The sequence below is a fragment of the Archangium primigenium genome (genome assembly GCF_016904885.1).
Classification (GTDB): Bacteria; Myxococcota; Myxococcia; order Myxococcales; family Myxococcaceae; genus Cystobacter; species Cystobacter primigenius.
This window is the reverse complement of record NZ_JADWYI010000001.1, coordinates 8,029,693-8,050,373: the sequence shown is the minus strand read 5'-3', so window position 1 is coordinate 8,050,373 and position 20,681 is coordinate 8,029,693. Positions and strand designations below refer to the sequence as shown.

The 20,681-nt window shown below is 71.3% G+C and carries 16 protein-coding genes; 10 read left to right on the top strand and 6 right to left on the bottom strand.

Annotated features, from left to right (window positions below; translation table 11 throughout):
• Entirely contained in the window at window positions 1-2,217 is a 2,217-nt protein-coding gene (locus I3V78_RS33115; protein WP_204493944.1) for a prolyl oligopeptidase family serine peptidase, read from the top strand.
• Between the two features lie 131 nt (window positions 2,218-2,348).
• Window positions 2,349-2,699: a hypothetical protein gene (locus I3V78_RS33110; protein ID WP_204493942.1), complete on the top strand. Its 351-nt coding sequence runs from the start codon at window positions 2,349-2,351 to the stop codon at window positions 2,697-2,699.
• 19 nt (window positions 2,700-2,718) lie between these two features.
• On the opposite strand, the gene dps is transcribed toward I3V78_RS33110, so the two are convergent.
• The 3 genes from dps to I3V78_RS33095 form a co-directional block, all read right to left on the bottom strand.
• Window positions 2,719-3,195, bottom strand: coding sequence for a DNA starvation/stationary phase protection protein Dps (gene dps, locus I3V78_RS33105; protein WP_204493940.1), 477 nt, complete (start codon window positions 3,193-3,195; stop codon window positions 2,719-2,721).
• A 116-nt stretch (window positions 3,196-3,311) separates the two neighbouring features.
• Window positions 3,312-3,839 carry a carboxymuconolactone decarboxylase family protein gene (locus tag I3V78_RS33100; protein ID WP_204493937.1) on the bottom strand — a complete coding sequence of 176 codons (528 nt, stop codon included), beginning with the start codon at window positions 3,837-3,839 and terminating at the stop codon, window positions 3,312-3,314.
• 6 nt (window positions 3,840-3,845) lie between these two features.
• Window positions 3,846-4,400: a peroxiredoxin gene (locus I3V78_RS33095; protein WP_204493935.1), complete on the bottom strand. Its 555-nt coding sequence runs from the start codon at window positions 4,398-4,400 to the stop codon at window positions 3,846-3,848.
• A gap of 221 nt (window positions 4,401-4,621) precedes the next feature.
• Here I3V78_RS33095 and I3V78_RS33090 point away from each other — a divergent pair, with 221 nt between their 5' ends.
• Together I3V78_RS33090 and I3V78_RS33085 are read left to right on the top strand one after the other, a co-directional pair.
• Window positions 4,622-6,244, top strand: coding sequence for a sigma 54-interacting transcriptional regulator (locus I3V78_RS33090; RefSeq protein WP_204493933.1), 1,623 nt, complete (start codon window positions 4,622-4,624; stop codon window positions 6,242-6,244).
• A 45-nt stretch (window positions 6,245-6,289) separates the two neighbouring features.
• Window positions 6,290-7,126 carry a DUF3014 domain-containing protein gene (locus tag I3V78_RS33085; RefSeq protein ID WP_338023812.1) on the top strand — a complete coding sequence of 279 codons (837 nt, stop codon included), beginning with the start codon at window positions 6,290-6,292 and terminating at the stop codon, window positions 7,124-7,126.
• Window positions 7,127-7,129: 3 nt separating this feature from the next.
• On the opposite strand, the gene I3V78_RS33080 is transcribed toward I3V78_RS33085, so the two are convergent.
• The 3 genes from I3V78_RS33080 to I3V78_RS33070 form a co-directional block, all read right to left on the bottom strand.
• Window positions 7,130-9,007, bottom strand: coding sequence for a PAS domain-containing sensor histidine kinase (locus I3V78_RS33080; protein ID WP_204493932.1), 1,878 nt, complete (start codon window positions 9,005-9,007; stop codon window positions 7,130-7,132).
• Window positions 9,008-9,079: 72 nt separating this feature from the next.
• On the bottom strand, window positions 9,080-9,895 hold the full coding sequence (locus I3V78_RS33075) for a GNAT family N-acetyltransferase (protein WP_204493930.1): 816 nt from the start codon (window positions 9,893-9,895) through the stop codon (window positions 9,080-9,082).
• A 9-nt stretch (window positions 9,896-9,904) separates the two neighbouring features.
• Window positions 9,905-12,304 (bottom strand): lytic transglycosylase domain-containing protein, encoded by a 2,400-nt coding sequence (locus I3V78_RS33070; RefSeq protein WP_204493928.1) that lies wholly within the window; start codon window positions 12,302-12,304, stop codon window positions 9,905-9,907.
• 250 nt (window positions 12,305-12,554) lie between these two features.
• Here I3V78_RS33070 and I3V78_RS33065 point away from each other — a divergent pair, with 250 nt between their 5' ends.
• From I3V78_RS33065 to I3V78_RS33040, 6 genes are all read left to right on the top strand, one after another.
• Window positions 12,555-14,234 (top strand): R3H domain-containing nucleic acid-binding protein, encoded by a 1,680-nt coding sequence (locus I3V78_RS33065; RefSeq protein ID WP_204493926.1) that lies wholly within the window; start codon window positions 12,555-12,557, stop codon window positions 14,232-14,234.
• Between the two features lie 35 nt (window positions 14,235-14,269).
• Window positions 14,270-15,910 (top strand): AMP-binding protein, encoded by a 1,641-nt coding sequence (locus I3V78_RS33060; RefSeq protein ID WP_204493924.1) that lies wholly within the window; start codon window positions 14,270-14,272, stop codon window positions 15,908-15,910.
• A gap of 94 nt (window positions 15,911-16,004) precedes the next feature.
• Complete coding sequence (locus I3V78_RS33055) at window positions 16,005-16,607, top strand: TIGR02265 family protein (RefSeq protein ID WP_204493922.1); 603 nt, start codon at window positions 16,005-16,007, stop codon at window positions 16,605-16,607.
• Between the two features lie 95 nt (window positions 16,608-16,702).
• The gene (locus tag I3V78_RS33050; protein WP_204493921.1) at window positions 16,703-17,974 is read left to right on the top strand and encodes a hypothetical protein; all 1,272 of its coding nucleotides are present in this window, start codon (window positions 16,703-16,705) and stop codon (window positions 17,972-17,974) included.
• An 84-nt stretch (window positions 17,975-18,058) separates the two neighbouring features.
• Window positions 18,059-19,735: a serine/threonine protein kinase gene (locus tag I3V78_RS33045; RefSeq protein ID WP_204493920.1), complete on the top strand. Its 1,677-nt coding sequence runs from the start codon at window positions 18,059-18,061 to the stop codon at window positions 19,733-19,735.
• 12 nt (window positions 19,736-19,747) lie between these two features.
• A complete protein-coding gene (locus I3V78_RS33040; protein WP_204493919.1) occupies window positions 19,748-20,665 on the top strand; it encodes a DUF2381 family protein in 918 nt (305 codons plus the stop codon).
• The last annotated feature ends 16 nt before the right edge of the window (window positions 20,666-20,681 follow it).

Here is a 20,681-nt window from a genome sequence, read left to right as displayed (position 1 = left end):
ATGAAAACCCCTGCTCTCACCGCCGTGGCGTGCGCCCTCTGGTTCACGCACTGCGGACATGCTCCGGTGCGCGCGGAGGCCCCCGCCCCCGCCGCGCCTCCCGCGTCCGCCGAGACCCCCGCCTCCGCTCGGCTCGCCTATCCCTCCGCCCGTCAGGATGACGTGGTGGACGACTACCACGGCACCCGCGTGGCGGACCCCTACCGGTGGCTGGAGGATCCGGACTCGCCCGAGTCCCGGCAGTGGATCGCCGCCGAGAACGCGCTCACCTTCGGCTACCTGGAGAAGATTCCGCTGCGCGAGCGGCTCAAGCAGCGGATGACCGAGCTGTGGGACTACGAGCGCTTCACCGTGCCGTGGCACCGGGGCTCGCGCTACTTCTACTTCCGCAACAACGGCCTGCAGAGCCAGGCGGTGCTCTACATGGCCGACACGCTGGCCGCCGAGCCCCGGCTGCTGTTGGACCCCAACACCCTGTCCGCCGACGGCACCGTGGCGCTCAGCGGGGTGGACGTCACCGAGGACGGCAACCTGCTGGCCTACGGCGTGGCGAGCGCGGGCAGTGACTGGAAGGAGCTGCGCGTGCGCGACGTGCGCACGGGCAAGGATCTGCCGGACGTCATCAAGTGGGTGAAGTTCTCGGACGCCTCGTGGACGGCGGACGGCAAGGGCTTCTTCTACAGCCGCTACGACGAGCCCAAGACGGGCGAGGAGCTGCGCGGCGCCAACTACTACCAGAAGCTCTACTTCCACACGCTGGGCACGCCCCAGAGCCAGGACGCGCTCGTCTACGAGCGCAAGGACCAGAAGGAGTGGGGCTTTGGCGGCTTCGTCACGGACGACGGGCGCTACCTCGTCATCAACGTCACGCACGGCACCGAGCAGAAGAACCTCGTCTTCTTCAAGGATCTGCGGAACCCCAAGGCGCAGGTCACCGAGCTGCTGCGCGAGTGGAATGCCCAGTACGACTACGTCGCCAATGACGGCCCGCTGTTCTGGTTCCGCACGGACCTGAACGCGCCCCGGGGCCGCGTGGTCGCCATCGATCTGCGCAAGCCCGCCCCCAAGGACTGGAAGGAAGTCATCCCCCAGGGCGAGGCCACGCTGTCCTCGGTGTCGCTCGTCAACGAGCAGTTCCTCGTCAACGAGATGAAGGACGCGCACTCGCGGGTGCGCCGGGTGTCGCGCGACGGCAAGCCGCTCGGCGAGCTGTCCCTGCCGGGCCTCGGCTCGGTGTCGGGGCTCCAGGGCCGGCGCCAGGACACGGAGACCTTCTATTCGTACACGAGCTACACCACGCCCACGACCATCTACCGCTTCGACCTCAAGACGGGCGAGAGCCAGGCCTTCAAGTCGCCCCAGGTGAAGTTCAACCCGGCCGACTACGAGACGGAGCAGGTCTTCTTCACGAGCAAGGACGGCACGCGCGTGCCCATGTTCCTGAGCCACAAGAAGGGGCTCAAGTGGGACGGCACCACGCCCACGCTGCTGTACGGGTACGGCGGCTTCAACGTCCCACTGACGCCCGGCTTCAGCGTGGCCAACCTGGTGTGGATGGAGCAGGGCGGGCTCTACGCCGTGGCCAACCTGCGCGGCGGCGGCGAGTACGGCAGCCAGTGGCACGAGGCCGGCACGAAGCTGCGCAAGCAGAACGTCTTCGATGACTTCATCGGCGCGGCCGAGTGGCTCATCGCGCGGAAATACACCTCGCCCCAGCGCCTGGCCATCCTCGGCCGCTCCAACGGCGGCCTGCTCGTGGGCGCGGCGGTGACGCAGCGGCCGGAGCTGTTCGGCGTGGCCCTGCCGGGCGTGGGCGTGCTCGACATGCTGCGCTTCCACAAGTTCACCATCGGCTGGGCGTGGACGAGCGATTACGGCTCCTCGGAGAACGCGGAGGAGTTCAAGGCGCTCCACGCGTACTCGCCGCTGCACCAGGTGAAGCCGGGCACGCGCTACCCCGCCATGATGGTGCACACCGCGGACCACGATGACCGGGTGGTGCCGGGCCACAGCTTCAAGTTCACGGCGGCCGTGCAGGCGGCGCAGGCCGGGGACGCGCCGGTGCTCATCCGCATCGAGACCAAGGCGGGCCACGGCGCGGGCAAGCCCACGGGGAAGATCATCGAGGAGTACAGCGACCTCTGGACCTTCACCCTGGACCAGATGGGCCTGGGGGGCGCCAAGGCCGCGGCCTCGACGACGTCGGCCGCGCCCTAGCGCCCGGGTGGGGAGGGAGCAGGGGACCGGGCGCCGCCGCCGGTTCCCGGCTTCACCCCATTGCTCCAGGCCTTCGGGACTCCAAGTTTGGGAGGACACCTACATCCACCCCAATGAGAAGGAGTCCTCCCATGAAGAAGCTTCCCATCCTGGTCGCCGCGAGTGTGTTGGGTCTGTGGGGTTGCGCGAACATGTCGGGCGCCCGCGCGGACCGGGTGGCGGACTCCTCCGAGAAGATCTTGAACGAGAAGGAGATCGCGCAGCAGGATCGCCTGGGCGCGCCCACCGTCTATGACGGCGAGGCCACGGGCGGCGCGGGGGCCACGGTGACGACCGGGGACGGGCAGATCTGGCAGCCGGAGGTGCAACCCGGCAACACCGTGACCCGGACCCCGTCGGACACCACGCGCGGCATCGAGCGCAGCGACGTCCAGTCCGAGGTCACCGACGAGGGGCCGACGGAGACGGCGCCGCAGCAGTAGCGCGCGGCGCTCTCCGACCTCAGCTCTCCAGGGAGGCACGCAGGAACCACGCGTGCTTCTCGAACTCGGTGATGATGCCCGTGAACAGGTCCACCGTGTCCGTGTCCTGGTGCTGCTCGGTGGCCTTGCGGCTGTCGCGCAGACCGGACAGGTATGTCTCGATGCGCTCGGCCAGCAGCTTCACGTGCTCCAGGTCCTTGGTGGTCTCCTGGGGGTACTCGGACAGGCGGCTCACCTGGGCCACATGGCGCGTGGTGCCGTAGGCCTTGCCCCCCAGCGTCACGGCGCGCTCGGCCACCGAGTCGTTGTGGTTGGCCAGGCTCACCGCGAACGTCTCGAAGAGCGGGTGGAGCGAGGCGAACTGCGGGCCCTTGATGTTCCAGTGGGCGACCTTGATCTGGCTGTGCAGATCCAAGCCGTCGGCGAGGCGCGCGTTGAGCTGCTCGACGATGGCGATGCGGGCCTGCTCGGGAAGGGGGCTCGGGCTGCGGTACATGGCGGGTCCTTTCTTCAAGATGAGGGTTGGATGCGCGGACGGCGAAAACGACGCGCCCCCCGGTGGGTTTCCCACCGGAGGGCACGTGCGGCACTTCGACTCAAGGGCAGGCGGGTCTACGACTCGAGACCCACCGCCGCGGCGTGGATGACGGACGCGATGCGGACCGCGTCGTTCACCTGATCCTCGGAGAGGCCCCCGTCGATGACGACCTTCTCATGCGACTGCACGCACATCTCGCAGCCGTTGATGGCGCTCACCGCGAGGCAGACGAGCTCGAAGTCCACCTTGTTCGTGAGCACCTGGCCCAGGCGGTTCATCCGCAGACCGGGCCGCTTGGTGTTGTAGGAGTCCTTCCCCACCATGTGCCGGAACCGGTAGTAGATGTTGTTCATCCCCATCAGCGAGGCGGCCGCGCGGGCATCCTCGATGACGGGCTCGGCCTTGTCGCCCAGGGCCGTCTTGGCCTCGTGCAACATGGCCTTCTTGATGAGCTCGTTGCGGGCCGCGAAGGCGCACGCCACGGCCACGCCCCAGCGCTGCTCGGGGGTCAGGCTGTTGTTCTCCAGCACGGCCCCGAGATTCAGGCGGGTGTCCTTGTGGGCATCCGCCAGTTCACCGCGAACGACTTCGAGCGACGCCATGACGCCTTACCCCGCCTTCTGCAGCTTGGAGGTGAGCGTCTCCTCACCCTTCTGCCAGTTGCAGGGGCACAGCTCGTCCGTCTGGAACGCGTCCAGGGTGCGCACGACTTCCTTCACGTTGCGGCCCACGGACAGGTCGTTGGCCGAGACGTGGCGGATGATGCCCTCGGGGTCCACGATGAACGTGGCGCGCAGGGCCACGCCCTCCTCCTTGTGCAGCACGCCCAGGCTCGAGCTCAGCTCGCGCTTGATGTCCGCGAGCATCGGGAAGGGCAGGTTCTTGAGGTCCGCGTGGTGCGTGCGCCACGCGTGGTGCACGAACTCGCTGTCCGTGCTCACGCCGAGGATCTGCGCGTCCCGGTCCTGGAACTCCTTGTCGTGCTTGCCGAACTCCGCGATCTCCGTGGGGCAGATGAACGTGAAGTCCTTGGGCCAGAAGAAGATGATCTGCCACTTGCCCTTGTAGGTGTCCTGGTTGATGTCCTTGAACTCCTTGCCCTTCTCCAGGCTCACGACGGCCTTCACATTGAACGCGGGCAGCTTGTCGCCAACAGTCAGCATGTTCGACTCCTTGGGGGTGGGGGCCTGCTCGCTCGCAAGCCCGACAGGTTCGGTCCATCTACTCTCAAAGCAGCCGCCGTGCCAGGAACCCGCCCCGCGTGATTCCACGGGGTTGACCTCGGGTGGAGGCCTGGGCGGTGACGCCGGATGGGTGCATACCGAAATACCGGTGTCCGGCGCCACTGACATTTCGGTGGCGCTCCGGTTATCTAGTCAGACGTATGGCGGACGACATCGTTTCGGTGACGCGGGCGGAATGGCGGGGAGAGGCTCGGGACCTGATCGAGCTGGCGAGCTCGGAGCGGGCCGTGGCGGAGCTGCTGCGCCGGGGGCTGGAGTGGCTCACCCGGGTGGTGCGCTTCGACCTGGCCACGCTCTTCTTGCTGCGTGAAGGCAAGCTGGTGTCGGTGGTGGCGCGCGGGCCCCTGGCCAGCGAGCGGGTGCGGCGCCACGAGCTGCGCCTGGCGGACTTCCCCTCGCTGCGCCAGGCGCTGGAGACGCGGCGCGCGCGGGCCTTCACGGACGAGGACCACTCGCACGGGGATGGGGACCCCTTCGACGGGGTGCTGGACCTGCCGCCGGGGCACGCGTGCATGGTGGTGCCCCTGTGCGCGGCGGACCGCTGTTATGGGGTGCTGACGTTGGATCGCACCGAGTGCGAGGCCTACCCCCAGACGGTGGTGGACCTGGTGGAGGTGTACGGCCAGATGCTGGCCACCTCGCTGCAGGAGGCGGAGCAGAAGAGCACCCTGGAGCGGCTGCACCTGCGGGAGCACGCGCACGCGCGGCTGCTGGAGGCGCAGCTCGGAGGGGACGAGGTGGGCGTGCTGGAGACGTCGCGCGCGGGGCCGGTGCGCGAGCTGGCGCTCCGGGCGCGGCAGGTGGCGGAGACGGACACGCCGGTGCTCCTGCTGGGCGAGACGGGCACGGGCAAGGAGCGGCTGGCGCGGGCGGTGCACCGCTGGAGCACACGCGCCGAGGGCGCCTTCGTGACGCTCAACTGCGCGGCCATCCCCGCGGGCCTGTTGGAGAGCGAGCTGTTCGGGCACGTGAAGGGCGCCTTCACCGGGGCCACGCGGGACCGGGCGGGCCGCTTCCAGATGGCGCACGGGGGCACGCTCCTGCTCGACGAGGTGGGGGAGCTGCCCGTGGAGCTGCAGGCCAAGCTGCTCCGGGCCCTCCAGGAGAAGACCTTCGAGCCGGTGGGCAGCGACAAGACGGTGCGCGCGGACGTGCGCATCGTGGCCGCCACGCACGTGGACCTGCAGGAGGCCATCCGCCAGCGGCGCTTCCGCGAGGACCTGTACTACCGGCTGAGCGTCTTTCCCTTGCGGCTGCCGCCCCTGCGCGAGCGGCTGGAGGACCTCCCCGAGCTGTGCGCCTTCCTCCTGGAGGAGCAGGCCCGGCGCACCGGCCGGCGGGGCATGCGGGTGACGGCCGAGGGCCTCGCGCGGCTCGCGGCCTATGACTGGCCCGGCAACATCCGCGAGCTGGCCAATGCCCTGGAGCGCGCCACCATCCTGTCGCGCCGGCCCGAGCTGGGCGCCGAGGCGTTCGACGTGCCCCTGCGTCCGGCGGCGCCCCCCCCGGGCCCGCCCGCCCCGGAAGTGTCCGCGCCCCGGGCCCTGACGCCGGGGGGCGGGGGGGTGCCCACCCTGGAGGAGGTCCAGCGGCGGCACATCCTCCAGGTGCTGGGGCTCACCCAGGGGCGGCTCTACGGGCCGGGAGGGGCGGCGGCGCTGTTGGGTCTCAAACCCTCCACGCTGCAGAGCCGCATGAAGAAGCTGGGCATCACACGCTTGGAGCAATACGTGGCGGTTTCCCCGGCGCCCCCTGGGAAATAGGGGAGGAGCCCGCCGGTTGGCCCCATCATCATCGCAGGAGGACCCGTGAGCGATCCCCAGTGGCTGTCTCCGTCCGGCCCCCCCTCGGATGCCCCCACGCCCCCGCCCGCCCGGGCGTCCCGCGCGCCGCTGGTGGCGGGGGCGCTCGTCGCCGTGGCCGTGCTCGGCGCCGGCCTGTTCTTCGTCTGGAAGGGACCCAAGGCGCCGCCGACCGAGCCGTCCGCCCCGCCGCCCGTGGCCGCGGTGCCGGATGCCGGCGCGGAGCCCGAGGGCAGCTCGCCGCCGGTGGCCGAGAGCGACACCCGGGTGCGCGACCTGGTGGGCCTGCTGTCCTCGGCGCCCGAGCTGCAGCGCTGGCTGGCCTCCACGGAGGACCTGGTGCGCCGCTTCACCTCCGCGGTGAACACCATCGCCGAGGGCGAGAGCCCGCGCGCCGCGCTGGCCTTCATGGCGCCCGCCGGGGGCTTCCAGACGGTGTCCCGCGACGGCCGGCTGTTCATCCATCCGGACAGCCACACCCGCTACGACGGCGTGGCGCGCGTGCTGGGTTCGCTCGATGTCCAGACGAGCGCCATCACCTACCAGGCCCTCAAGCCGCTCTTCCTGGGCGCCTTCCGGGAGATCAGCCGGCCCGGTCAGGGGTTCGATCAGACGCTCGCCAACGCCATCCAGCTGATGCTGGACACCCCCGTGCCCGAGGGCGAGCTGGAAGTGGTGGACGCGCCCGGGGTGAACTTCACCTTCGCGGCGCCGGAGTGGGAGGCGCTGCGTCCCGCGCAGAAGCACCTGGTGCGCATGGGCCCGGCCAACATGCGGGTCATCCAGGACCGACTGCGCGAGCTGCGCAAGGCCCTGCTGCTGCCCGAGGCCCTGCCGCGCTGAGCCTCACCGGGGGATGGGCTGGGGTAGCGGCTCCGGCGCGTGGCGGGGCAGGGTGAGGGCGAAGGTGGTGCCCCGCTCGGCGGTGGAGTGCACGCCCACGTCGCCGCCGTGGGCGCGCACGAGCTCCCGGACGATGTAGAGCCCGAGCCCGAGGCCTCCTCCGGACGGGTGGTGCTTGCGAGGCCCGCCTCCCTGGCGGAAGGGCTCGAAGAGGTGCGGCAGGAGCGCCGGGTCGATGGGGCCGCCCTGGTTGTTCACCTCCAGCCGCTGCACGCCCGCCTCGTCCCACAACTGGAGGCGGATGGGGTGGGCGGCATCGCCATGCTCGAGCGCGTTGCCCAGGAGGTTGGAGAGCACCTGCGCCAGGCGGTCCGCGTCCCAGGTGCCCTGGGTGTCACCACGCGCGGACAACTGGACGACCCGCCCCGGATACACGGTCCCGAGCTCCGCGATCACCCGCTGGCAGACCGGCTCCAGGTCCATGGGCCCCGGCTGGATGCTCAGGCCGCCATTGCGCGCCAGCACGCCGTCGAGCAACTGCCGGGTCATCCGCGACACGCGCTGGGCGCTCTCCTCGATGCGGCCCAGGGCGGTGCGCTGGCGGGGCACGAGGTTGGAGGCCTGCTGGAGCATCTGCGAGGAGATGCGGATGGCGGCCAGGGGGCTGCCCAGGTCATGTCCGACCACGCCCATGAAGCGCTCCACCATCCGCGCCTCGTGTGCTTGCCGCTCCTCGCGCTGCTTGCGCTCGCTCACGTCCATCATCGTGGCGATGAGCCGCTCGGGCAGGCCGTCCGGGTTGCGGCTGATGTAGCCGCGCTCGAGCACGAAGGCGTAGCCGCCGTCCGCGCGCCGGAAGCGGTACTCGTTGGACCAGCTGTCCTCCGCGCCGCTCATGACCGCGTGGAGCGTCCGCAGCTCCCGGTCTTGGTCCTCCGGATGGATGCGCTCGCGCCACCAGGCCCAGGACGCCAGGCCCTGGCGGGGGGCCTCCCCGAACACCACGCCGAGCGACGTGCTCCAATGCATCTCCCCGGTGGACAGGTCGCGGTCCCACAGCACGTCCCGGGTGGCGCGGGCCACCAGGCGGAAGCGCGCCTCGCTCTCGCGCAGCGCCTGCTCCATGCGCTGGCGCGCGGTGATGTCCCGGGAGATGCCGAACAGGCCCGTGATGGCGCCGGTCTCGTCCCGCAGCACCCCCTTGGTGGACAGCCACGTCATGAGGCCCCCCATGGCCCGGTCCTCGTAGGTCAGGGCCTGGTCCGCCTCGAACACCGCCTGCTCCCGGGCCCGGATGGCCTGGGCATCGTCCGGGGGGAACAGCTCCTCGTCGGTGCGCCCGATGACGTCCTCGGGCCGCAGGCCCAGGAAGCGCGCCCCCGCGGGGTTGATGAGGGTGTAGCGGCCCTGGAGATCCTTGGCGAAGATGGCGTCCGAGGCGCAGTGGATGACCCGCTGGAAGAGATCCCGGCTGCGGCGCAGCGCCTCCAATTCCTCGCGCTCGGCGGTGATGTCCCGGAGCCAGACGACCAGGTGCTCGGCGCTCTGGAGCACGTCGGCGCGGAAGACGATGCGTCGTGTCCCGACGACATACGAGACGTCCTCGGACAGTTGCGCCTGCTGCTCCAGGAGCTTCTCCCAGCGCAGCACCATCCGGGTGAACTCCTCGCCTTGCGTGGTGCTGATGTCCCGGACGCTCAGGCCCTGGAAGGCTTCCGCTCCGGGCATCATCTGACGGGCGGCGGGATTGGACGTCACCCATTCCGCGTCGAGCAGCGGGTGCTCCGCGCCCAGGGCCCGCCTGAGAACCACCATGCCGTAGGGCTCCAGCGATGCGAGGGATTCGATGCTGGCCGCGTCCTCCAGCCCCCCGGCCTTCATGACTCTCATTAGAGAAGTTTTAGAACTCGCTGAAACCAGTCGGAATTGGACGCGGGTACAACGCTTGCCATTCTATGGCGAGGTGGCTCGGTTCAGCGGCGTGGCCATGTAGAAGCAGAAGCGTGTCACGCCGCGGTAGCCCAGGCGGCGGTAGACGGGCAGTCCCTCGGGCGTGGCGTGGAGGACGGAGCGCTCCAGGCCCCACTGGAGCTGGGCCACGCCGAGCACATGGCGCAGGATGGCCTCGGCCAGGCCCAGGCGCCGGTGGGTGGGGTGGGTGGCCACCATGGAGACATAGGCCGCGGACTCGCCCCGCATCACGGCGGCGCAGGTGGCGGCCTGCGCGTGGCGGTAGCCCACGAAGCCCAGGTTGTCGCCCGCGAAGAGGCCCGGCACGTCGAAGGTCGCGCGGCCGGTGGCCACGGGCATGTCGTAGCTGTGCGAGTTGACGTCGGCGAGGTCCATGCGGCCCCGGGAGTCCTGGGCCTGGCGCACCTCCAGGCGGGGCAGGAGGTTGAGCGGGGGCACGAGCCGCTCGGCCACCATGCCCGTGGCCACGACCGCCGGGCGCAGGCCATGGGGGGCGAGCAGGGCCGCGGCGCGCTCGCGCAGGGGCGTGGGCACCCAGTCCTCGCACACGGCGAGCATCCAGGGCAGGCGCTTGGGGGCGAAGTGCCGGGCGGCGGTGGCCGCCGCGTCCGACAGGGCCCGCTCCGTGTCCATGGGGCCTGGCGGGAAGGCCACGTTCATCATCGCCCAGGCCACGTTGCTCGACGCGATGCTCACCCCGGGCAGGTCGAGCACCTCACCCGCCGCGCTCTGGCGCGCGAAGAAGCGCCAGGCGTCCTGGAAGCGGGCATTGGACTCGTGGATGTCGTCGGAGGACATGGGCGGGACTCACCGCGAGCCCGCATTATTGGAGCCCCGGTCTCCGAAGGCCAGGGTGGTGAGGGTGCCCGAGTCGTAGAGGAACTGGTAGGCGGCGGCGCTGCCGAGCACGCGCTTGACGTACAGCCGCGTCTCCTCGACGGGAATCTGCTCCACCCACTCGTCCAGCTCGGCGGTGGGAAAGCGCGTGAGCCAGCGGTCCACGGCGGCGGGGCCCGCGTTGTAGCTGGCCACCGCGTGGGCCAGGTTGCCCGAGAAGCGCCGCTGTAGGCCGCCGAGGTAGGCCGAGCCCAGGCGGATGTTGTGGCGCGGCTCGAGCAGCGCGGCGGGCGTGGCCAGCGTCAGGTTGAGCTGGCGCGCCACCAGGGACGCCGTGGCGGGCATGAGCTGGGACAGCCCCAGCGCGCCCGTGGACGAGCGGGCGTTGGGGTTGAAGGCGCTCTCCTCGCGGATGAGGGCCTGCATCACGTCCGGGTCCACCCGGGCCGAGCGGCAGTGGCGCACCACCAGGTCGCGGAAGGCCTGGGGGTAGGCCGCCGAGTAGATGAGCCGCGTCTCCGCCTCGGTGGGCGCCGCCAGCCCCTCGCGCCGCAGGGCCCAGGCGATGGGGCGCGCCTGGCGCTCGTGGCCGGTGACGCGCAGCATGTGGAAGAGCAGGCGGATGGACTCCTCGCCCCGGCCCCGGCGATCCACCGTCAACAGCTCCGCGGCGGCCTCGCGGTGCCCGAGCCGCAACAGCTCCACGCCCGCGGCGAAGTGGGGATCCTCCGCGAGGCGGCCCGCGTCCAGGGGCCACACCTCCGTGGGGCTCGTGGGCACGCGCAGCTTCTCGACGATGGCCTGGGCCCGCTCGGGCGCCTCGTGCGCCAGCCGCGAGCGCGCCAGCAGGCCGTACCACGTGGCGGCGCCCTCGGCGGCCACCCGCTCGAGCAGCGCGTGCGCCTCCACGGCGCGCTCCTGGGCCGACAGCACCCGGGCGCGCCAGTAGCGCGCGCGCTGCACCGACTCGTGGGTGGAGCCCCGGCCCTCAAGGGCCTCGATGCGGGTGAGCGCCTCGAGCGCCGCGTCGCCCTGGCCCTCGGCGCGGTGCACCCAGAAGCGCTGGAAGAGCGCCTCGGCGGCGAAGTTGCCGTCCGGATAGCGCGCGATGAGCTGATCCAGGTAGCCCATGGCCGCGGCCTTCTCGCCGCGCTCCAGCGCCTTGCCCGCCGCGTAGAACAGGGCGTCGTCCGCGTAGGCGTGCTCGGGGTAGTCGTGCGCGAGCTGGAGGTAGGTGGGGATGGCGCTCTCGGGATCCACCACCGACTCCGAGTAGCCGAGCACGTACAGCACCCGGGGCCTCAGCGCCGCGTCCTGGCACTGCTCGGCCACGGGCTTGAGCACGCGGATGGCGAGCGAGTGCTTGCGCTCCTTGCGCAGGGCGGTGCCGTAGGCGAAGTGCGCCCGGCAGGCGAGGGGGTCCGGCAGCTCCAGCTTCGGCAGCATCCGCTCCAACTGCTCCATGGCCTCCTGGTTGTGGTGCTGGGACAGGAGCGTCTCCGCGCGGGCCACCTTCCACTTGGGCACGTAGGGCAGGTCGCGCAGGCCCTTGATGGCGATGCCGGCCTCCGGCGAGAACGGGTGCAGGGCCCAGACGGCCAGGTGGGCCCGGTGCTCGCCGTTGTAGTCGGCCTGGTAGCGCGCGAGCCGGGCCATGGTCAGCCAGGCGGTGGCCTGCGCGGGGGCATTGGGCCGGGGCGTGTCCGGCTGCACGAGCGGACTGAGCGCCTGCACCGCGGCGGCGTAGTCCTGCTTCTTCTTCTCCAGGAGGTACGCCATGCCGAAGCGCGCGTCGATGTAGCGCCGCGCGCCCGGGCTCACCGCCCCGTAGTGGTGGATGGCCTCCGTCCACTGGCGCTGGCGCTCATGGGCCCGCGCCGCCTCGAAGTGGAAGTAGTCCTTGAGGACAGGGTAGTCCCGGGCGAGCGCCGCGTACGCCTCGGCCGCCGGGGCCCAGGCCCCCAGCCCCTGCGTGGCGCGGGCCTGGAGGTAGCGCACCGGGAGCGTGGCGGGCTCCTTCTCCAAGAGCTTGAGCACGGCGCGGTAGCGGCCCTGGTCCTGGGCCTGCCGGGCCTGGGCGAGCACGCCCTCGGCGAAGTACGAGGTGAGATCCGCGGCGTCGACGCGGTGCATCCACTTGCGCTCCCCGGGCGTCAGGGGCTCCACGGGGCCCAGGGTGAACTCGGGCGGCGCCTCCTCGTCGTCGCTGTCGAGCGAGGAGCTGAGCTGGGGCTGGGAGGACGCGCTCTCGGCCAGGTTGGAGATGTCGGGCTTGCCCTGGGGCGCGGAGGGCTCGCTGGCCCCGGCGGGCGTCATCCACAGCGCCGCCAGCAAGGGCCAGTGCCGCACCCCTCGCAGTGTGTGATCCATGGCCGACACCCCTCCTGGCTCGTGAGCCCGCCCCGTGCGGGAGGGGGTAGAGCTAAGAACCCGACGCGGACACGGGGAGTGTGGGAGCGTGGCCCCTTCCCGACCGCGTTGCCTCGTGCACGGCCCGGGGGCGTGCGCCGCGCCGACACCGCGGATTCATGGGAGGTGCGATGTCGCCTGCCCAACCGTGCTCCGCCCCGGCGCTCCTTTCGTGCAAAGGGACGCGGATGGAGGCAACTTGGACACCGACATGAGCCCGCGAGACTCCACGCCCCACGACGACTTCCAGCTCCTCGTGACTGTCCTCCCCGAGACGCTCCAGACCGCCGTGCGCGCCCTGCCGCCCGCCGAGCTGCTCGAGGTGGTGATGGACCTGGGCCGGCCCCCCGAGGCCCGGCTCATCGGCCGCGTGGTCCGCCTCGCGCCCACCCCCGTCACGCGCAAGGAGCTCGAGCAGGTGCTCGCGCAGGTGGGCAGCGTGGGGGACGACAACCGCGCGGGCATCGAGCGCACGCTCCACCGCGTCTCGGTCATCCGCAACCGGCAGGGCAAGGTGGTGGGGCTCACCCTGCGCGTGGGCCGCGCCATCCTGGGCACCATCGACATGCTCAAGGATCTCATCGGCACGGGGCTCAACATCCTGCTGCTCGGCCGGCCGGGCGTGGGCAAGACGACGAAGCTGCGCGAGGTGGCGCGCGTGCTCGCCGATGACCTGGGCAAGCGCGTCATGGTGGTGGACACCTCCAACGAGATTGGCGGCGATGGCGACATCCCCCATCCCGGCATCGGCGCCGCGCGCCGCATGCAGGTGTCGCGTCCGGACCGCCAGCACGACGTGATGATCGAGGCGGTGGAGAACCACATGCCCGAGGCCATCATCGTCGACGAGATCGGCACCTCGGCCGAGGCCGCCGCCGCCCGCACCATCGCCGAGCGCGGCGTGCAGCTCGTGGCGACGGCGCACGGCAACACCCTGGAGAACCTCGTGCTCAACCCCACGCTGTCGGACCTGGTGGGCGGCGTGCACACCGTCACCTTGAGCGACGAGGAGGCCCGCCGGCGCCACACGCAGAAGACGATCAGCGAGCGCCGGGCGCCGCCCACCTTCCACGTGGTGGTGGAGATGGCGACCCGGGACGAGGTGGTGGTGCACCGCGACACCGCCCAGGCGGTGGATCGCCTGCTCGCGGGCGAGCGCGTGGGCGGCGAGCAGCGGCGGCTCGTCGAGGGGCAGGTGGCGGTGACGGCGCTGGAGGAGGTCGAGGCCCCTCCGGTGGAGGCGCCCGCGCCGCCCGCCCCCCGGGCGGTGGCCAACGCGCGCCCCTCGCGGGTCATGCCCGGCGCCCGTCCGTCCCCGGCCCGCGAGGAGGGCGCGTCCATCCACCCGCCAGGCCTGCGGCAGGGCACCACGCGCGTGTATGCCCATGCCGTCAGCCGCGACCTGCTCGAGCGGGTGGTGCGTGAGCTGGGCGTGGACGCGAAGGTGATGGGGCGCGTGGAGCTCGCGGACCTCGTGCTCACGCTGCGCTCGCGCGCCAATGATCCCCGGCTGCGGGGCCTGGCGAACCGGGCGGGGGTGCCCGTGCTGGCCATCAAGCGCAACAGCGCCTCGGAGATGCGGCGGGTGCTGCGCGATGCGTTCCTGCTCGCCGAGGGCGAGAACGAGGGCCGGGTGCGCGAGGCGGTGCACGAGGCGGAGGCGGCCATCCACCGGGTCCTCCAGGAGGGCGTGGAGGTGCCCCTGGCGCCCACCTCCCCGAGGCTGCGCAAACTGCAGCACCGGCTCGTGTCGCGCTACCACCTGGAGGCGGTGAGCCATGGCAGCGAGCCCCGGCGCCACCTGGTCGTCTATCCACTGGGCACGCTGGTGGAGGGGGCCTGGGAGCCGGAGGAAGACACGGAAGACGAGGGGGCCGGGGAGCCCGCTTGACGCGGCCCCTCGCCCCGCGACCATCATCCCGGGTCATGCCCTCTCCTTCCTATGTCCATGGCACCGGGACGACCTCCCTGCTCGGCGAGACGATTGGCCAGAACCTGCGCCGCACCGTCGAGACGTGGGGGGAGCGCGAGGCGCTCGTCGTGGTGTCCCAGGGCTATCGCGCCACGTGGCGGGAGTTCTGGGAGCAGACCTCGGTGGTGGCGCGGGGCCTCTTGGCCCTGGGGGTGGACAAGGGCGACCGGGTGGGGCTCTGGTCCCCCAACCGCTTCGAGTGGGTCGTCACCCAGTACGCCGTGGCACGCGTGGGCGCGATCCTCGTGAACCTCAACCCGGCGTACAAGACGGCGGAGCTGGAGTACGCGCTCAACCAGTCCGGCGCCCGGGTCCTGCTGCTGTCGCGCGGCTTTCGCCAGTCCAACTACACGCAGATGCTCGCCCAGGTGCGCCCCAACTGCCCGGAGCTGCGCACGGCCCTGGTGTTCGAGGAGGACTGGGCCACGCTGTGCGCGGGCGCCGAGCGCGTCAGCGCCGCCACGCTCGCCGAGCGCGAGGACTCGCTGCAGTTCGACGAGCCCATCAACATCCAATACACGTCGGGCACCACGGGCTTTCCCAAGGGCGCCACCCTCAGCCATCACAACGTGCTCAACAATGGCTTCTTCGTGGGCGAGGCGCTGCGGCTGCGCCCCGAGGATCGCGTGTGTGTGCCCGTGCCCTTCTACCACTGCTTCGGCATGGTCATGGGCAACCTGGCCTGCTCGTCCCACGGCGCCACGTTGGTGATTCCGGGGGAGGCGTTCGAGCCGCTCGCGGTGATGAAGGCCGTCACCGAGGAGCGCTGCACGGCGCTCTATGGCGTGCCCACCATGTTCATCGCGGAGCTGGAGCACCCCCGCCTGGGCGAGTTCGACTTCTCCTCGCTGCGCACCGGCATCATGGCCGGCTCGCCCTGTCCCATCGAGGTCATGAAGCAGGTGCAGTCGCGCTTGAACATGCGCGAGGTCACCATCTGCTACGGCATGACGGAGACCTCGCCCGTGTCCACGCAGAGCGCCCTGGACGATCCGCTGGACAAGCGCGTGTCCACGGTGGGCCGGGTGCACCCGCATGTGGAGGTGAAGATCATCGATCCGGCGAGCGGCGCGGTGGTGCCCCGGGGCACGCCGGGCGAGCTGTGCACGCGCGGCTACAGCGTGATGCTCGGCTACTGGAACAACCCCGAGGCCACCCGTCAGGCGCTCGACGCGGCGGGCTGGATGCACACCGGCGACCTGGCCACCCTGGACGAGGACGGCTACGTGAAGATCGTCGGCCGCATCAAGGACATGATCATCCGCGGCGGCGAGAACATCTACCCGCGCGAGATCGAGGAGTTCCTCCACACCCATCCCGCCATCAGCGAGGCCCAGGTCATCGGCGTGCCCAGCGCGAAGTACGGCGAGGAGGTCATGGCCTGGGTCAAGCTCAAGCCCGGCGCCTCCACCTCTCCCGAGGAGCTCACCCGCTTCTGCACCGGCCGCATCTCCACCTTCAAGATTCCCCGCCACTGGAAGCTCGTCGACGCGTTCCCCATGACCGTCACCGGAAAAATCCAGAAATTCCGGATGAGGGAGCAGGCGGTGGTGGAGTTGGGTCTGCAGGACGCCGCCGCCATCCCCACGGCGTGACGGGGGGGCGCGAATCACCCGCCAGCCCGCGCGGGTTTACGCTCTAATGGTGACTGTCCGTCCCGGACCTCCCGTGTCCAGGAGTCTCCCTATCGTGCATGAGCCGCCCCCCGCCGAGCCTCCTTCTCCTGGTCTGGAGAAGCTGCTGTCGCTGATCAGCCCCACGGACACCTGCCGCGGCATGTTCTTCAACGGGGTGCTGGATGCCGCGCGGGTCCTCGGGGGGGATGAACTCTGGACGATGTGCTTTCGGGTCGTGGGCGAGCGCAAGTTCGTGGACTTCCTGAGCTACCCGGTGACGGGCTTCATCCGGGCCGTCTTCCTGGCCTCGGAGACGCTGGGGCCCACCATGGGCGGCGTGGCGTACGTCATGCACGAACTGGGACGCCGGGGGACGAACGACTTCCTGTGCTCCACCGTGGGCAAGACGATGCTGGCGCTGGCGGGGACGGACCCCTTCCGGCTGCTGGCGGCCGTGCCGAGTGGCTGCCGGGTCTCGCTGAGCTATGGCGAGCGTTCGGTCGAGCGGGTAGGCGAGCACCACGCCCGCATGCTGGCCCGGCGGGACTTCCTGCCCCTGCACTACAACGAAGGCCTCATCACCGCGGCCCTGGAGCAGTCCTCGGCCCGGCGGATCCAGGTCCAGGGCTTCCGGCGCACCCTGCTCGACGTGGACTACGACGTGCGCTGGTCGTGACGCGCGAGAACAGCCCCCGGGCCGCGACATAATCCGCGGGCCGTACCGGTTGGAGAGGGAATGGCGCTCCACGTGACAGCGAAGGGGAACTCGTGATGGCTGTGAAGGTGCTGCTGGCCGGCTGGTACGGACAGGACGACGCGTCGGGGCCGGAGGCCCCCCACGCCTGGCTGCGCCGCGTGGCGGGCTGGCTGCACGAGGAGGCGGATGGCTTCCTGGAGAGCAGCCGGGTGATCGAGGGCCACCAGGGCCCCATCCTCCTGGTGCGGCTGCACCCCGCGGCGGACGACGTGGCCATCGTGGCGGCGGGGCAGGGCCGGGTGGTGGTCTCGGCCAACACCTCCATGGTGGGGCCGGGCTACCACCGCTACCTGTGTGACTTGTTGCACGCGCTCGGGGAGGCGCTCGGGGTGGACTGGGCGGATCCGGCCATCACCACGGCGGGCGTGGGCGACCCCACGGGCTACTTCCACACCGGGGACGCGAGCGGCATCGCGCCGCGCATGCTCACCTGGCTCCGGGACATGGCCGCCCGCGTCCTGGAGTACCGCCAGCAGGGCCACTCGGGCGCCTCGCTGTCGCTGCGCGCCGGCCGCGGGTTCGCGCATCCCGGCGCCGTCCTGACCCCGCTGGGCCCCCGGGACGAGGCGTGGCTGCGCGCCGTGAAGGACGACCCGATGACCGGCCGGGACGTGTTCCCCTGGTGGGAGGTGGAGGGCACGGAGGACATGGGCCCCGCGGCCCGGCTCGGCTGGGCGCTCAGCCGCATCTGGACGGACGTGGTGTGGCGTCCGCCCCTGCTCGAGGAGGAGCGGCAGCGCCTGCGGGAAGTGGCGCGGATGCTCGAGCAGGCCTGGCGGGGAGACCCCTCGCTGGCCTACCCCTGGCGCGAGTGGCAGCAGGTGCTCGGCTATCTGGGCGTGGGCGGCACGCTGGCCGAGGAGGTCTCCCGCCGCGCGGCGGAGGCGCCGACCGGGCCCCTGCTGGGCTACCGGCGCGGGGTGGTGCAGGTGACCCTGCCCGAGGGCTGGGAGATCCAGATTCCCGGCTCCCTGGCCGAGCAGCGGCTGGCGGACGGCAGTTGGGTGGCGCGGGACCATCGCCGCAGCGTGCGGGTGCTGCCGCTCGATGACGCGGAGGGCATCGCGCCGGGACCCGAGCAGGACCTGCCCTACGAGTTCCAGCACCGGGGCGAGCGGGTCCAGGGCCGCGCCACCCTGCAGGGGGCGCCGGGGGAGTACCGGCTCACGGCGCTGTGCGAGTCCGGCGGGCACCGGGCGCTGTGTGTCGTCAGCTTCGAGGATGCCGAGGAGCAGGACTGGGCGTTGGGGACGTGGCGCTCGCTGGACCACGCCGTCGCGGCCTGATCCCCTCCCGCGCACCCGACCCGCCACGTCCGGGGCAGTCCCTCACGCACCGGGTAGCCTGCACCGCCTCACGAGGCGGTGTGGATGCGGGACGAGATGGGTGGTCAGGGGCGCCGGAGCGCGCTCCCGTTGGAGCCGGGCGCCCGGGTGGCGGGCTTCGTCATCGAGGGGCCCCTGGCGCTGGGCGGCATGGGCTTCGTGTTCCGCGCGAGGCGGGACGGACGGCTGTTCGCCCTCAAGCTGTTGCCGATGACGCCGCGCAACGAGCGGGAGCTGGAGGCGCTGCGGCGCCTGCACCACCCGAACGTGGTGGGCTTCCGGGGCTGGGCGCAGTGGCCGGACGAGGCGCCGCGCTTCCACGTGCTGGCCCTGGAGTTCGTGGAGGGCCGGCCCCTGGAGGTGTGGGCGGCGGAGGAGAACCCCTCGGCGCTGGAGCTGGTGCACCGCTTCCTCTTGCCCTTCACGCTGACGCTGGCGCGGGTGCATGACGCGGGGGTGGTGCACCGGGACGTGAAGGAGGCCAACATCCTCATGCGCGAGGGGGATGGGCAGCCGGTGCTGGTGGACTTCGGGGCGGCCTGGCTGCCGGACGCGCCCCGGATGACGCCCCGGCTGCCGCCGGGCACGCCGGAGTACCGCAGCCCCGAGGCGCTTCGCCTCGCGCGGGAGTGGACCGGCGAGCCCCTGCCGATGAGTCCCCGCGAGGACCTGTGGGCCCTGGGGGTGACGCTCTACGGCCTGCTCACGCGCGAATTGCCCTTCGGCGACCGCGAGGGCCCGCTCACCCAGGCCATCCTCTTCCGGGAGCCGGACGCCCCACACCTGCTCAACCTCCGGGTGCCGCCCGTGCTGAGCGAGGTGTGCCTGCGCCTCCTGGCGAAGCAGCCCGAGGCGCGCTTCCCGGACGCCCGGGCGCTCGCCCACGCCCTGACCGAGGCGTTCAGCCGGGCCGATCGCTCCTGGCGCGAGCCGCTCTTTCCCCCCAGTCCCCCGGCGGTGCCGGAGGGGGGGCCGGACGCCCGCCCGCGACGGCGGCGGGTGCCGCGATCCGGGGCCCTGCTGCTCGGGCTGGGGGTGGCGCTGCTGCCGGGCAACCCACGTCCCACGTCGCCTGGGCCTCACCCGCCGCGTCAGGCCATGTCCCGCCAGGAAGTGGCTCCCGGGCGGATGACGGGAGAAGTTGCCCCCGGCGCGATACCTCGGACGTCGACTCCTCCCGCGCCCGCCGCCGTGGCGGCGTCTGGAAAGGACACCGAGATGATGACCTCCAAGAAGAGCCGTTCCGTGGCCCGGGCCGCGGTGTTGGCGGGCGTGGCCTGTGTGGGACCGGGCTGCGCGGGCTCGCCGCTGCGCAAGCACCTGCCCCCCGAGGAGTGCCCCGCCGGCTCGGAGGCCACCCTGGATCGCCTGGGTCTGGCCGTGGGCATGGGCTGGCCCGCCTACCTCAAGGATACGGACCCCGCTTCCCGCGAGCCCTTCGCCGTGGAGGAGGGCCCCATCGCGTTCCAGACGGGAGGTCAGTGGGTCAAGCTGAAGAACGATTCCGTCATCACGGGGAGACTCCTGTTCGGGAAGGATCGGGTCTACGCCCGCATCACCCGGGTGCACCTGGAGACCGGGGAGGTTCTGCCCATCTGCCTGGACATCGTGTCGGATGAAGGCCCCGTGGGGCTCTTGATGCAAAAGGGGAGCACGCCGCGCCGGGCGCTCGTCATCAACACGCCGTGGGTCCGGGTCGTGTCGCGCTTCAAGTCGCCTTGAGGTGTGGCCGACATGCTCACCTCTTCTTTCGTGCTCCTGGCGCTGCTGGGGCAGTCGGCCGTGGACACGCGGAGCACGGACGCGGCCTGTGACAACCCGAGGATCGAACTGGCCCGTGATGCCTCATCCGCTCCGTACGAGGTCTGTGTCAGCCCGGGGCTCGTGACGTCCTTCGTCTTCGACGTGCCCGCCTCGGTGGTGGACCTGCAGGGGGAGGTGCATTTCGAGGAAGTCGTCCGGGGCCCCCACCTGCTCAGCTTGATGCCGCCCCGGGACATGCAGCCGGGCGAGAGGCTGCGGCTGACCCTGGACCTCGAGGGCGGTGTCGCGCGGCGTTTGTCCTTCATCCTGGTCGCGAGGCAGGGACGGGCCACGCATCAGGTCCAGGTGTTCCATGATTCGCGCTCCGCCGAGTCCTTGAGGCAGGAATGCGAACAGGAGCGGGCGCGGAGTCACCAGTTGCTGAAAGAGAACGAGCGGCTGCGACTGGAACTCCAGGGGATGCGCGGACTGAGTCTGCTGTTGTCGTCCGGAGAAGTCTGGAACAGTGGTGTGCCCATCCGGACGCTCGCCGTGGCGGCACGCTCCAGCTCGGAGGTGGAGTTGTCGTTCTTCCGAGGGGACACCTACCGCACGATGAAGAGCATCGCGGCGAGACTGTGGTTGCGCAACCATGGCCCCGAGCCCTGGGTGTTGAAGGGGGCCTCCCTGGTGAACGAGCACGGCGAGGAGCTGCGAGGCCTGCAATGGCGGCAGCCCAAGGCGTTGGAGCCCCACGACACGGGTGTTGTCGTGGTGGAGGTGGATGCCAGGCAGTCGGATGCGCATGGCGCGATGACCCTGAAGCTGTGGGACGAGCACGGACGCTCCATCACGCTCACCCAGATGGTGTTCCCTTCGGCTTCGGAACCGTGGGACTCGACGTTTTGAGGCACCCACGGTGGGA